The 14,217-nt window shown below is 43.8% G+C and carries 13 protein-coding genes and 1 pseudogene; 8 read left to right on the forward strand and 6 right to left on the reverse strand.

Features of this window, described 5'->3' with window-relative positions; all coding sequences use genetic code 11:
* Window positions 1–178: 178 nt before the first annotated feature.
* The 3 genes from tkt to ACKTT2_RS27245 all read left to right on the forward strand — a co-directional run bounded on the left by tkt (window position 179) and on the right by ACKTT2_RS27245 (window position 5,434).
* The gene (gene tkt / locus ACKTT2_RS27235) at window positions 179–2,194 is read left to right on the forward strand and encodes a transketolase (protein WP_407892473.1); all 2,016 of its coding nucleotides are present in this window, start codon (window positions 179–181) and stop codon (window positions 2,192–2,194) included.
* 353 nt (window positions 2,195–2,547) lie between these two features.
* Window positions 2,548–5,232: a response regulator gene (locus tag ACKTT2_RS27240; protein ID WP_407892554.1), complete on the forward strand. Its 2,685-nt coding sequence runs from the start codon at window positions 2,548–2,550 to the stop codon at window positions 5,230–5,232.
* The gene (locus tag ACKTT2_RS27245) at window positions 5,144–5,434 is read left to right on the forward strand and encodes a response regulator (protein ID WP_407892475.1); all 291 of its coding nucleotides are present in this window, start codon (window positions 5,144–5,146) and stop codon (window positions 5,432–5,434) included. The genes ACKTT2_RS27240 and ACKTT2_RS27245 overlap by 89 nt, the downstream gene beginning before the upstream one ends.
* Window positions 5,435–5,958: 524 nt before the next feature.
* On the opposite strand, the gene ACKTT2_RS27250 is transcribed toward ACKTT2_RS27245, so the two are convergent.
* From ACKTT2_RS27250 to ACKTT2_RS27275, 6 genes and pseudogenes are all read right to left on the reverse strand, one after another.
* Window positions 5,959–6,603 carry a response regulator transcription factor gene (locus ACKTT2_RS27250; protein ID WP_407892477.1) on the reverse strand — a complete coding sequence of 215 codons (645 nt, stop codon included), beginning with the start codon at window positions 6,601–6,603 and terminating at the stop codon, window positions 5,959–5,961.
* 47 nt (window positions 6,604–6,650) lie between these two features.
* A complete protein-coding gene (locus ACKTT2_RS27255; protein WP_407892479.1) occupies window positions 6,651–8,090 on the reverse strand; it encodes a response regulator in 1,440 nt (479 codons plus the stop codon).
* Between the two features lie 130 nt (window positions 8,091–8,220).
* Window positions 8,221–8,460 (reverse strand): histidine kinase dimerization/phospho-acceptor domain-containing protein, encoded by a 240-nt coding sequence (locus tag ACKTT2_RS27260; RefSeq protein ID WP_407892481.1) that lies wholly within the window; start codon window positions 8,458–8,460, stop codon window positions 8,221–8,223.
* A 197-nt stretch (window positions 8,461–8,657) separates the two neighbouring features.
* Window positions 8,658–9,317 (reverse strand): BamA/TamA family outer membrane protein, encoded by a 660-nt coding sequence (locus tag ACKTT2_RS27265; RefSeq protein WP_407892483.1) that lies wholly within the window; start codon window positions 9,315–9,317, stop codon window positions 8,658–8,660.
* Between the two features lie 282 nt (window positions 9,318–9,599).
* Window positions 9,600–10,064: pseudogene (locus tag ACKTT2_RS27270) on the reverse strand (hypothetical protein); the annotation flags it as partial.
* Window positions 10,065–10,106: 42 nt separating this feature from the next.
* The gene (locus ACKTT2_RS27275) at window positions 10,107–11,741 is read right to left on the reverse strand and encodes a phytoene desaturase family protein (protein WP_407892485.1); all 1,635 of its coding nucleotides are present in this window, start codon (window positions 11,739–11,741) and stop codon (window positions 10,107–10,109) included.
* A 76-nt stretch (window positions 11,742–11,817) separates the two neighbouring features.
* Between ACKTT2_RS27275 and ACKTT2_RS27280 the strand changes: the two genes are divergently transcribed.
* The 5 genes from ACKTT2_RS27280 to ACKTT2_RS27300 all read left to right on the forward strand — a co-directional run bounded on the left by ACKTT2_RS27280 (window position 11,818) and on the right by ACKTT2_RS27300 (window position 14,205).
* Complete coding sequence (locus ACKTT2_RS27280; protein ID WP_407892487.1) at window positions 11,818–12,153, forward strand: hypothetical protein; 336 nt, start codon at window positions 11,818–11,820, stop codon at window positions 12,151–12,153.
* Between the two features lie 80 nt (window positions 12,154–12,233).
* On the forward strand, window positions 12,234–12,713 hold the full coding sequence (locus ACKTT2_RS27285) for an HIT family protein (protein ID WP_407892489.1): 480 nt from the start codon (window positions 12,234–12,236) through the stop codon (window positions 12,711–12,713).
* A 103-nt stretch (window positions 12,714–12,816) separates the two neighbouring features.
* Window positions 12,817–13,047 carry an addiction module protein gene (locus tag ACKTT2_RS27290; RefSeq protein ID WP_407892491.1) on the forward strand — a complete coding sequence of 77 codons (231 nt, stop codon included), beginning with the start codon at window positions 12,817–12,819 and terminating at the stop codon, window positions 13,045–13,047.
* Window positions 13,037–13,186: a hypothetical protein gene (locus ACKTT2_RS27295; RefSeq protein WP_407892493.1), complete on the forward strand. Its 150-nt coding sequence runs from the start codon at window positions 13,037–13,039 to the stop codon at window positions 13,184–13,186. The genes ACKTT2_RS27290 and ACKTT2_RS27295 overlap by 11 nt, the downstream gene beginning before the upstream one ends.
* A gap of 110 nt (window positions 13,187–13,296) precedes the next feature.
* Window positions 13,297–14,205, forward strand: a complete 909-nt coding sequence (locus ACKTT2_RS27300) for a phosphodiester glycosidase family protein (protein ID WP_407892495.1) — start codon at window positions 13,297–13,299, stop codon at window positions 14,203–14,205.
* Window positions 14,206–14,217: the final 12 nt, after the last annotated feature.

A 14,217-nucleotide genomic window follows, 5' to 3' on the forward strand; every position in this document is an offset into this window, starting at 1 on the left:
TCCCTAAACAAGCACCAATGGGATGATACAGTTACCAGTCAATAGAGACCAGTTCCATTGGTAACCGATCGCTGGTGAGTCCAGCGCCGTAGGCGACTGGCTCTCCCGTTGGGTCACTGGTAACTGGTCACTGCTCACTGATTGAAAGAGTGCTAACCCGTCGTAAAAACCAGAGATTATGGCTGTTGCAACCCAAACCCTCGAAGAACTTTGTATTAACTCAATCCGCTTTCTGGCAATTGATGCTGTCGAAAAGGCAAAGTCCGGTCACCCAGGGCTGCCAATGGGCGCAGCGCCAATGGCATTTGTTCTGTGGGACCGCTTTATGCGGTTTAATCCCAAAAATCCCAAATGGTTTAATCGCGATCGCTTTGTCCTATCGGCAGGTCACGGCTGTATGTTGCAGTATGCCCTACTCCATTTGACCGGCTACGACAGCGTAACCATCGACGACATCAAACAGTTCCGCCAGTGGGGTTCTAAAACTCCCGGTCACCCAGAAAACTTTGAAACAGAAGGGGTGGAAGTCACCACCGGACCCTTGGGACAGGGAATTGCCAATGCAGTTGGATTGGCGATCGCCGAAGCACATCTTGCCGGAAAATTCAACAAACCCGATACCACACTTGTTGACCACTACACCTATGTAATTCTAGGTGATGGTTGTAACATGGAAGGAGTTTCAGGTGAAGCTTGTTCCCTAGCCGGACACTTAGCATTGGGCAAGTTGATTGCTCTGTACGACGACAATCACATCTCCATCGACGGTTCAACTGACGTTTCTTTTACAGAAGATGTAGGTAAGCGCTTTGAAGCTTACGGTTGGCATGTGCAGCACGTTCAAGACGGTAACAGCGACCTCGAAGCAATTGCCAAAGCAATTGAAGCAGCTAAAGCTGTTACCGATAAACCCTCTTTCATTAAAGTTACCACCACCATCGGTTACGGTTCGCCTAACAAGCAAAACACAGCAGGCGTCCATGGTGCAGCCCTTGGTGGTGACGAAGTTAAACTCACCCGTGAAAACTTAGGTTGGGAAAACGAACCCTTTGTCGTTCCAGAAGATGCCCTCAAGCACTTCCGCAAAGCAGTTGAGCGTGGCGCTCAACTAGAAACAGATTGGAACAAAATCTGGGCAGACTATAAAGCCAAATACGCTGAAGACGCTGCCGAATTTGAGCGGTTGTTAAGTAACAAACTTCCAGAAGGTTGGGAAAAAACACTGCCTGTCTACAAAGCTGAAGATAAAGCAATCGCTACCCGTAAAACTTCTGAAGTTACCCTCAATGCCCTTGCACCCGCTTTACCAGAATTAATTGGTGGTTCTGCTGACCTCACCCACTCCAACTTAACCTATTTAAAAGTATCCGGTGACTTCCAAAAAGGTCAATACCACAACCGCAACCTCCGTTTTGGAGTGCGCGAGCATGGTATGGGCTCGATTTGTAACGGTATTGCCCTCCACGGTTCAGGACTGATTCCTTACTGTGCGACATTCCTCGTCTTTGCCGACTATATGCGAGCAGCAATTCGCTTGTCAGCACTGTCACAGGCTGGGGTCATTTACGTTATGACTCACGACTCCTTAGCTTTAGGAGAAGATGGTCCTACCCACCAACCAGTAGAAACCCTAGCTTCCTTGCGAGCAATTCCCAATCTGATCGTTTACCGTCCTGCAGATGGAAACGAAACCTCCGGTGCTTACAAAGTAGCAGTTGAACAAGCAAATCAACACCGTCCCACCCTAATGGCTTTCTCCCGGCAAAACTTGCCTCAATTGCCAGGAAGCAGTATTGAAAAAGCAGCAAAGGGTGGTTACATCGTTGATGGAGATGAGAACGAAACACCCGATATTATCCTCATTGCTACTGGTAGTGAAGTACACCTTTGTGTCGAAGCGGCTCAGAAACTGAGAGAAGCAGGTAAAAAAGTTCGTGTTGTTTCCCTACCTTCCTGGGAAATATTTGAAGAGCAACCAGCCGATTACCGCGAATCCGTACTACCCAAAGCTGTTACCAAGCGGTTAGTTGTAGAAGCAGCTTCTAGCTTTGGTTGGCAGCGCTACTATGGTAGTGAAGGCGCGATCGTTAGTGTCGATCGTTTTGGTGTTTCCGCTCCTGGTAATGTTGCTATGGAGAAGTTTGGCTATACAGTTGATAACGTGTTAGCTAAAGCAAAAGAATTGTTGGGTTAATTTGCAACAGAGTTATTTTCTCAATTTCTTCCAGGGTGGGCATTGCCTGCCCTTTTTTATGTAGGGTGGGCAATGCCCACCATTAATATATATGGTTATGTAGGGTGGGCATTGCCCACCACAAGATATATGGTTATGTAGGGTGGGCATTGCCCACCCTACCAGTTCCAAATTAAATCTTTAGGTAGAGAAGGCTCTGAGGAAATTGATAGAATATTAAGTAGAATTTACCACCTTTATTCTATGCGCCTACCCATATAGGCATACAAAGCAGAAATTATTAATATGAGTTAAGACACAGCAATAGAGTGAAATTGACTATTTCTGAGGAAATCTTTGCAGGCGGTGGAGAAATGGGGCAAGTGATGCGATCGCTTGATTGGTCGCAAACACTTTTAGGTCCACTATCTCAGTGGGCGCAAAGTTTAAAAACTGCTGTCAGTATTATATTAAACTCTCGCTACCCTATGTTTATTTGGTGGGGAGCAGAGTACGCTAACCTCTACAACGATGCTTACCGTCCAATGCTTGGTGCAAGCAAGCACCCCCAATTTTTGGGACACTCTGCCAAAGCTTGTTGGGCGGAAGTCTGGGATGTTATTGGTCCGTTAGCTGAGAGTGTTTTAACCACAGGTGAACCTACTTGGTCAGACGATTTGCTGCTGTTAATGGATCGCTATGGCTATTTAGAGGAAACATATTTCACCTTCTCCTACAGTCCAATTCGAGATGAAAGTGGTGGAGTGGGCGGAGTCTTTTGTGCTGTCATTGAAACAACAGCGCGAGTTATCGGCGAGCGTCGTTTGCGAACGTTACGAGAACTAGCATCGAATGCAGCACAAGCAAAGACTGTTATTGACGCCTACAATATCGCAGCAGAAACGCTGTGCAAAAATTCAGCTGATATTCCTTTTGCCTTGCTGTATCAGGTAGAAGCAGAAGGCAAACAAGCAAGGTTGGTAAGAACTATAGGTATAGAGGCGGGAACTCCCGCAAGTCCCGATTGCGTTGACTTGACTCAAGAAGAAACATGGAATTTAAGAGAAGTCAACCGTATAAATACGGTAAAAGTTATTCATGATTTAAAAGAACGATTTGGTGGGCTTCTTGGAAAAGATTCATCCAAAGCAATCGTAATGCCCATCGCTCAGTCAGGAAAGCAACAACTAGCTGGCTTGCTAGTGTTAGGTATTAGTTCCCGACGGTCATTTGATGATGAGTACCAAGGATTTTTTGATTTAGTTGTCAGTAATATTGTTACCGCAATTGCCAATGCCGATGCTTATGAAGCAGAACGCAAACGCGCCGAAGCATTGGCAGAGTTAGACCGAGCAAAGACAGTATTCTTCAGCAATATCAGCCATGAGTTTCGCACGCCACTCACACTCATGCTGAGTCCTTTAGAAGAAACTTTAACAAATCCAACAGGACCAAATCCTAGCGATCGCCCTAAACTAGAAATTGCTCATCGAAATTCCCTGCGCTTGCTGAAACTGGCTAACACCTTGCTAGATTTCTCTCGCATTGAAGCAGGGCGCATAGAAGCAGTTTATGAACCAACCGATTTAGCAATACTCACTACGGATTTGGCAGGTGTTTTCCGGTCAGCCATTGAAAACGCGGGAATGCAGTTGTTAGTAAATTGCCCTCCCCTTCCTGAAAAAGTGTATGTTGACCGGGAAATGTGGGAGAAGATTGTATTTAACTTGCTCTCCAATGCCTTCAAATTCACTTTTGAGGGCAAAATTGTCATTGCCCTACGCTATTGTAGCGCTCGCGTTGAGTTAGACGTGCGGGACACTGGTATAGGTATTCCCGCCGCAGAACTCCCTAAAATCTTTGAGCGATTTCATCGAGTGCAAGGAGTTAGAGGACGGACTTATGAGGGTTCGGGTATTGGTTTGTCATTAGTTCGAGAACTCGTACACCTGCATGGCGGTACGATTGAGGCGAGAAGCGTTGTTCATGAAGGAACGAGCTTTATTGTATCAATTCCTACAGGATGCGCTCACTTGCCGCAAGAACGCATTAAAGCTGCATCAACCTCAGCATCAACAGCAATAGGAACGGCTTCCTATGTTGAAACAGTATTTCCCTGGTTACCGGAAGAGAGTAGGAGATTGGGAGATTGGGAAATTGGGATAGACAGAGAGTCTACCCCCCCATCCTTTGCGGCGCGGATCTTGTTAGTAGATGATAACGCTGATATGCGAGACTACATGAAGCGTTTGTTGAGCCAACATTATCAGGTACAAGCTGTAGCAGATGGGGTAGCTGCTTTAGCGGCTGTTCGTCAGCAACTCCCCGATCTCGTTATTACAGACGTTATGATGCCGCAACTAGACGGTTTTGGTTTGTTACGCGAGTTACGGGCTAACCCAGACACAAAAGCATTGCCCATCATTCTGCTATCTGCTCGTGCAGGAAAAGAATCCAGTGTAGAAGGATTAGAAGCAGGTGCAGACGATTATCTCATTAAGCCCTTCTCGGCTCGCGAATTATTAGCTCGCGTTGAGGCGAACCTCAAGATGGCTCAAATGCGACGAGAAGTTGCTCAATGCGAGCAGACATTAGGCTTAGAAATTGAATTAGCGAACGAGCGATTTGAGTTAGCGGCGGCGGCGGTTAACTGTCTTATTTATGACTGGGATATTGAGCGAGATACTGTTGAAAGGACAGAGGGGTTAACCAGAATTTTGGGTTATTCGCTAGGAGAAACCGAACCAAGTGCTAAGTGGTGGTGCGAACTTGTCCATCCAGAGGATTTGCAGAGGGTACAAGAAGAAGCAAAAATTGCCTTTGCAAAAAGCGATCGCTATACTGCTGAATATCGAGTTCGTAACAAAGAGAACAAGTATAAGTATGTAATAGACCACGGAATTGTGGCTGCAAGAGATGCTAGCGGACAGCCAATCCGTATAGTAGGCAGCACCGTATGGAGCGATCGCGATGGAAACTGCATCAGCACAAGAAGCTCTAGAAGCTCTGCAACAATTTCAGCCAGATGTAGTGGTGAGCGATATTGGTATGCCAGGTGAAGATGGGTACACCTTAATTCGTAAAATCAGAGAACTTCCTCCAGAACAAAGAGGTAGAATTCCAGCGATTGCACTAACAGCATATGCGAAAGATGAAGATCGAGATAAAGCACTTGCTGCGGGTTTTCAGAAACATCTTTCCAAGCCCATAGACCCAACAGAACTAGCATCCGCGATCGCCAGCCTGGTCAGCGATCGCTGAAAAATAAAGGGGGACAAGGGAATATAGCCCCGTGCAAGCCATTCCCTCATCTCCCACCTCTCCAAGATTCCCTCTCTTACATGGGCAGATAAAGAGCAGTAAACTACAGCACTCGCCGAAGGACATCCAGTCCGGATAGTGAGTGGATGTTATCGGGCTGCGTATTGTTTACAGAGCCATAATATACGACACTTTGCCTTGCCATGTCGCTCTCCTACAGTTGAGTTTTTACCTGTACTAAGTGTTGGGTTGTTACCTGAACTTTTGGCTAGGTGTTCTTAATACACAAGGATTTGAGGCATTACTTAGGTTACTCAGATCTGGAATTACTCCCTTCGGTGCCAGAAGATTACCATTACAGGTAGGTAGGGCTATGCCGCACATTCGCCATTGTAGGGCATAGCCCCACCTACAAAGTGAGTGGAATTTTAGAGCCCAAAGGGAGTAATCTCTGAGCAAAATCTTACATACATAATTTATAATCTGCAAATCAAAGTGATTATCTTTTTAATTCAATCCTAATCTTAAGAAAGACTCACAAATCCGCGTTTGAGAGCAACAAGAACGGCTTGGGTTCTGTCATGGACACCCAATTTGCTCAAAATATTATTAATGTGGAATTTAACAGTACTTTCGGAAATACGCAAGGCAGAACTGATCTCTTGATTGCTCTTACCAACTGCCATTAAGCGAAGGACTTGCTTCTCGCGATCGCTCAGTTTTGGATAACTCATCCGTTCTGCCAGTTTAGCTCCCACCGTAGGCTGAAGGTACTTTTGGTTGCTAGCAACGGTGCGAATAGCCGTTAAAAGTTCATCAGGTTCAGCATCTTTAAGCAAATAACCCTTTGCACCCGCCTGCAAGCCGCGATAAATATCTTCATCGCCATCAAAAGTTGTCAGTACAATAATTCTGGCATCATCAAACTCACTACAAATCGCATCAATAGCACCAACACCACCCATTTTCGGCATGCGTAAATCCATAAGAGTGACGTCAGGTTGATACTCGCGAAACATTTCTATAGCAGAACGCCCATCGCTAGCTTGTGCTATCACGATCATATCTGGCTCTCGCTCAATCATCGCTGCCAAACCCTGACGTACCACAGGATGGTCATCAGCAATTAGGACGCGAATAAGATTTGATTGAACTACGCTGTTACTCATTTATACTAGTGGTCACTGGTCACTGGTCACTGGTCACTGGTCACTGGTCACTGGTCACTGATTAATACCACAACTTCTGTACCCTCTCCCGGATGAGTTCTTATGGTTAGTTCTGCCTCAATGTGTCGAGCTCGTTCTCTTATTCCTAAAAGACCATAACCATTACTGATAGAAGGGCTTTCTGCATCAAATCCCTGTCCATCATCTTTAATTCTTAAAAGACACCGTGTTTGTTCGTATATCATTTCAACTCGAATTTCACTAGCATCAGCATATTTAACAGCATTTGTCAATGCTTCTTGTCCAATTCGCAACAAATTAGTTTCTATGTCTGAGCCTAGGGGGTAAACCTCACCTGTCACTTCACAAATAATCCGAGCCTGAGAATAAGATTGCATCTGCATTGTTAGACGCTTAAGAGCACTACATAAGTCCCCATTCTCCAATAACTGCGGACGCAGTGCCTCTACTGAACGACGTGCTTCTGTCAAACCTCTACGTGCAAGGTCGCGGACTATTTGAATATGTTCTCTTGCATCCTCTGAAGCTTCCTCTATAACTCGTGAAGCTGCACCCAAATGAACGATAATACCTGTAAAAGCTTGTGCCAGGGTATCATGTATTTCTCTTGCCATGCGGTTACGTTCTTCAAGCACAGATGCTTCTTCTGCTTGTTTGCGCTCGGTAATATCTTGCCCGATACCTATAATCGTATCATTATTTAATCGAATGTTTGCCCAAGAAGTATCGATATAATGTCCCAGTCCCGTTCTAATTTTAAAGTCTTGCCACCTTCCAGTCGCGGCTATCATGTGCTCTAAAACCAGAGCACGAATTTTAGGGTCGGGAAAGAGGTCTTCTAATATGTCAATTTGATGAATTTCTTCTCGATATATACCTAAAAGACGTTTGAACTCTCGATTCACTAAATGAATTCGACCTTCATTATCGTAAAGAGTTAACATGACAGGAATATGGTCAAAAATAGTTTGTAAAAGTTCTTTTTGTTGCCGCAAAGCTTCTTCTACACGCTTACGTTCTTCAAGTTCTGCTGTTAACCTTAAATTTTGCTCTAAAAGTTCTTTAGAAAGCCTTCTAAGTCGTAACTGATTTTCTACCCTAGCTAAAACTTCTTGAGATTCAAAAGGCTTAATAATATAATCGACTCCACCCAAAGAAAAAGCTTTTACCTTGTCCAAAACTTCGTGTAAAGCACTAATAAAAATAATGGGAATGTCTTGAGTTTTAAGAGATGATTTAACTAGTCTACATACTTCATATCCATCCATTCCAGACATCATAATATCTAATAGAATTAGATCGGGTAAATTCGATTGAATAAACCTTAAAGCTAATTTACTACTCGGGGCTGGATGCACTTTATATCCTGCTTTTAATAAAATACTACTTAAGAGGTTTAAGTTATCTGGTGTATCATCAACGATTAAAATAGTTCCTCTAACTAAGTTTTTTTCGATTCCGCTCATGATTTTATACATATATTTAAAAAAATGATTTCCATATTTTTGATTTAGATACTTTACAGAATTTTTTTGTTAAATCTAACCTAGTCATAGAGGTGTAAAAAATTTACCCTTTATAAAGGTTATGGTTCCTTTATATGAAAAATACTGTCATTTGATGAATAGCGTTGAGTGGCGATCGCAATTCGTGGCTCATATTTGCCAAAAACGTACTTCTAGTGAAGTTTGCTGGTTGTGCTGCTTCCTCAGCACCTCTGCATTCTACAATTTCTTGCTGTAGTGTCAAAGTACATTGTGTTGCTTGCATACTGAAATTATTTTCTAAATACATAATTCCTACCAATTTATTTTGATGAATTAATAATGTTGACATCGATTGACAAAAATCAGATTGTATGCATTAAAATGAATTCCGCAGCGATCGCAGCGAAGCTCAGTCAAAAGACATAGCCCCTAATCTTAAGTTGTTGCAAGCAACATGAGCTTATGCACTTTTGGCTAGGTCAGAGCTGGCTCTTTTGGCAGTTCAAACCTGAACTTAAAGCTAGGTACAAATTTTACGTATTTTACTTACGGTAGCCATTCCAAAACAACACCGACGCGGCTGTCTTTCTCCTCTTTAGAATTTTGAAACTGAATATCTGTAGATAGCCTTATGTCGCGAGTCACAGCGTAACTGACTGACAAAGTTGTTAAGCCAACTTCTTCACTTGTGCGCGGGGCGACCCAACTTTGGGTTAAAGAAATATCTGCTGCACCACCACGAGATAACACGAAAAGCAGCTTGACTCCTAAATTCACGCCATTTCTTAAGTAGCTATCTGTTTCTAAGTGTCGGTAACCTGCAACGGTGGCAATATTGATATAGCTTCCTAAAGGACGCAGGTAGTAACGTAAATCTCCTCCGTAAGTCTCTCGCTGACCGTTAAATATTGCTTGGTACTCTCCACTCACCGTTAAGCGACTGCTACCAATCAAGGCATCTTCAACACCAAGATTTATCCCAAATGCTTCCTCTGTGGAAGGAAAGTAAGATAAGCCCAGCCTGATTCTAGTGGGAAAACTGGGATCGTTTTTAATTTCCTCCAACACATTGGGGACTTGACGCTGCCAACGTTGTAGAACTGGGCTATTATTAATAATTTCTGGGTTTATATCTAAATCTCGGGCAGCTTTTGAAGGAGTTTCGCACCAGCTTGGAGTAGTTGTGAGGAGGAAGTTGAGGCTCAACCCAAAACAAATCCCTTCGAGCCCACATTTTTGCCATTGTTTGGGGGATGATATAATACTACGCCTCTCGCATCTGTGGTTTATCAACCTGTTTACCTAAGGTGTTGGGGAGGTTGTGGGTGATGGAGATGGACTGCTTGTTGGTGTAGCACTCGGCGATGTTGTTGGCAATGGAGATGCACTTTCTGTAGGTGCGGGGGTGGTGGAAGTCGATCGCGATGTTGGTTTTTTGGGAGATGATGAAGATGAATTAGTTGGTGGTTTAGAGTTGGTAGAACTTGATTTTGAGCGTTGCTGCTGATAGTAACTTGTCACCTTTTTAACGTAATCAGCAGTAAATCCACTATTGCATCCCGTATAGTTACCAGTCATCCACCAACAGGCCACGCCACGCACAGCAGCAGTTTCATTGCCAGTGGCGGAATATTGCTTGTTCAGTTCGCGAGTTGTAATACACGAGACAACTTGACGTGCTAGCTTGGCATCATTCTCAAACTGTGTCGGCGTGACTTCTTTTTTCAGACAATTTTTTGACCAACCTTTGAGGGTGTCTGGTTTAACTTGCCAATCACTGTAATATCCATCATTTGTACTGCCAGTTTTAGGTGCAGCAAGTCTCAAGGCTTCCACCATCGCCGCAACTTGGGCATTGGATACTTGTTGCTTTGCTTGAGCAAAAGAAGATTCTGGAATCACCAGTGAAGATATTCCCAAGCTGAGAGTTATTCCAACTAGTAGCGATCGCATTGAATCGGTCATCCTTTATCGTTTATCCTTCATCCTTTACAGTTATACTATCTCTTTGAGCATTTCTAAATGCTTGTGTACGGGAGCAAGAGTATTGGCTGCGATCGCTCCACTTGCAGCCACTGCAGGTAAACCGATACCGGGAAAGGTGGAGTCTCCACAACACAGTAATCCTGCAAGAGGTGTACCCGAGCCGGGAAAGAACCCTTTTCCTGCTGAAATTGCCGGACCGTAAGAACCTTTGTGACGGCGTAGATAGCGTTCGTGAGTTATGGGCGTACCAACAAGTGTCACTTCAAGACGCGATAAGCCGGGTACGGCTTGCGCTGAGCGCGAACGCACATCTGGAATAACTCGTTCCAATGCTTGCCACATAACTTCTGCACGTACTTGTTTTTGCTTGGCATATTCCTCACTCCTTCTGTCCATTCCCTGCCAAACAGAATAGGGTTCGCTACCGGGAGTATAAGCGTGAATAACGTGCTTGCCTGGTGGTGCGAGTGATGGGTCTAACACTGATGGAATTGATATTAGTACAACGTTTTGAGGCGCAGTGACACCAAGATTCCAATCTTTAACAAATAAGTAGTGACAGGCAAGGTCAGAACGCAATCCTCGTGCATCTATACCTAAGTGCAGATGCATAAAGCTTTCACATTCTGGTGTACTTGCTCGTTGTTCCTGAAACTGTTTTGGTACTGCTCCGGTGGGAAGCAACTTGAGTGTATCCCAAATGGATGCATTTGAAACCACTGCCCGACGTGCCATAATCTTTTTACCATCACGCGATAAGCCGGGTACGGCTTGCGCTGAGCGCGAGCGCACGCCTACAGCACGTTGCGAGGACGTACCCAAAAACGCACCACCTCTCGTCTCTACAAGAATTTCCTCAACATGAGTGTTTAACATTAGCTGCCCCCCGTGCCGTTCCAGTCCTCTGACAAGTGCATCCACCAAAGCACCACTGCCACCTACTGGGTAATCCAGCATGACACCCGGTCGATACCAATCAGCAAACATAAATGCCACCTCAGCTGCACTGGTACCGCTAGCTGGCAGTCCTGAGAGAAGAAAACAAAGCAAATCTAGCCAATTGCGCGTAAAGGAATCTTTAATAACACTGTCCATAATCGGACTAAAAGCTCCCATCAGCTTGGGGAAACTAGCAATATGCTGAAACAAAGACGGAGCAAAGGAACCTACAGTCAACACTGCACCGATATCTAAGCGGAGGGCGGCTGGTGACATTGCAGTCGCAGCACGTCCGAGTGGTGCCATGACTCGCTGTAACTCCCGCCATTCAGCTACAGCTTTCTCTCCACGCAATCTTAATAAAACTTCACAAAATTGGTCACCTCCTACCGAGGTGTCAAAATCTCCTTCTGGCAGGCAACATCCCCAAGTATCGTATGTTACAAAATCTAAATTTTCACCAATTGCGTTCAGTACTTGTCTGAGAGGGTTGGATGAAGGGGTGTAAGACAATCCGGAATACAGAGAAGGTCCTGAGTCAAACTTGTAACCATTTCGTTCAAAACTATGTGCGGCTCCTCCGGGAATGGAGTGGCTTTCACAAACCACAACATCAAAGCCGTACTTAGCCAGGAGAGCAGCACAGCTTAAGCCCCCGATTCCGCTACCAATAACAATTACATCCGTCACGCGATCGCTAGTCATTAATGTTACCTTAAAAAAGTTTGCAAAATTACATTAAGTACGGTTAAATTATTGCTAGTTGTTTTGAGGACAGCTCGTGCGTAAACTGTCAGTAACTCTTCTCCTCATCCTGGGGTTTGGCGTATTTTTTGCTACTACAACACGGGCTTCTGAAAAGCTCCCCCTGACCACTTTGGTTCTGCGCGACCACAAAATTACCATCAATAGTACTCCTAATGGATTTGCATATACAGTGAGATCTTCAAACGGTACCATACTGGATGCACAACTGAATGATACTCAACTACAGGCAAAATACCCTGAGATTTATGATGCTGTTCGCCCTGCAATGGCAGATGGTAAGGGAACAAATGACGCAACAGTTTCAGGTGGAACTCAACACGTTCCAGAAAATGCTCTACCAAAAAGATAATTGAAGGGGCGGGCAACTCGCCCACCCTGTAAATATTGGGGATTAGCGATTGGGGATTGGCGATTAGTTAATTTTTAGTCATGCAAAAATTTGATGGCAATTGTCTTTCTTGTCAAGCAATTCAAGGTTTTATCTCTCTGAGTAACGCACCTCGAATTGTTGAGACAAATTATTGGATTGTCGAACATACTCATCCCACTTCTATCAAAGGATGGTTAGTGGTTGTCTTGAAGCGTCATTGCCATGCATTGCACCAACTCACTCAAGATGAGTTTACAGAATTTTCCCAATTGATGACTTTTTTATGCCAAGCACTCCACGAAATTCTTAATACAGATAAAGAATATATAGCCCAGTTTGCTGAAGGAGAAGGATTTAACCACGTTCATTTTCATGTCATTGCTTGTTTACCGGAATGGTCTGCTACTGTTAGAGGACCTCTAGTTTTTTCCGGTCTTGGTAGTCAGGTAGAATATCCGTTACCCAGTGAGGTTTTGACTCCATTAGTATTAAAAATTAGAGAATATCTCCTTGCTCGATTAGACGAGCGAGTAAATTGAAAGGTAAATAGAAATACTAAGATATGCTGCCCTTTTATTTACTGTGATATAATAGAGACCTTTAGTACAAAATCTAAAGTTCATTTATGTGGTATCATTGTTTATGCCTCAACACTTGACTCTTCCACCTGGATTTGAGCAATTAAGTAAAGAGCAACAAATTGATTACGTTCAGGAACTTTGGAACTTGATTGTTGCTGCACCTGATGAAGTTTCTATGCCTGATTGGCATCTCGAAATTGTGCAAAATCGCATTTCCTCACAAGGCACAGCACAGTTCAAGACATGGAGTGAAGTTAAGCAAAGGCTGTTGAACAAGTATCATGAGCAGTAACTTATCTCTAGTACTTGATTCAAGGGTTGAAGAAGATATCGATCGAGCGGCTCAATGGTATGCAAATCAGAAATGGGAGCTTGCTATAGAGTTTCTAGAGGTAGTTGATACCGTATTTAATTTAGTGATAGGTGTATAACCGTTATAGCAGTTCTGCACATTCGTCGAAGCCCTGAAATTTGGCAGCAGAGACTTGAATAGCAATTCAATTTAATTCTCTTGCATTTCGGTATTCGCCTAAAATCCAAAATGGTGTTAGTTTACTTACGACGATTTTTACTACTAGGAACGAGTTTTCTAATACTATTGCCACTGATAGTCTATGTCTGGTTGTGTCTTAAACGTCCACCTCAGACAGATTTAGAACAAGCCCTTTTTGATGGAATAGTTTACAAACGAATCGCTCGTTACAAACCACGTCCAGTCATGACTCACATCGTCACCATTGACTTAACAAAACCGGGAATTAAAGCACTTGTCACACCCGGAGTAAAAACTGTCAATGATGGTGAAAATAGAGCACAAACAACTTCAAAATTTCTCAACCAGTTTAAGCTGCAATTAGCAATTAATGCCAGTTACTTTCAAGATTTCTATGAAAACACTCCTTGGGATTACTATCCACATAGCGGAGATATTGTGAATCCCATCGGTGATACTATTTCTAATGGATACCGTTATTCCCAACCAGAAAAAAATTGGTTTGTGTTGTGCATCTCACCTACCAACCGCGCTCAGATTTTGGAAAGTGAAAAGTGTCCTGAAGGAACAGAACAAGGTATTGCAGGCAATCAACTTTTAGTCGATCGCGGTCGGTCAGCTATTTCTGACTTAGGAGATGATAAACCTTATCCGCGAGTTGCAGTTGCTGTGAATCGAGAAGGAACTAAACTTTGGTTAATTGCTGTTGATGGCAAACAACCATACTACAGCGAAGGGGTTGCGATCGCGGAGCTAACAAAGATTATTCTAGATTTAGGTGCTTACACTGCACTCAATATAGATGGGGGCGGTTCAACAACACTAGTGATGGCAAAAGAGCGAAAACCGAAAGTTTTAAACGCTCCCATTCATACGAGAATACCGATGCGCGAACGTCCAATTGCCAATCACCTGGGATTCTACGCCCTCCCGATAAAAAACTCCTCTCCCAAGTAGAGAGGAGTTAGG

The organism is Scytonema hankhaensis NUACC26 (assembly GCF_045865695.1).
Taxonomy (GTDB): Bacteria; Cyanobacteriota; Cyanobacteriia; order Cyanobacteriales; family Nostocaceae; genus Scytonema.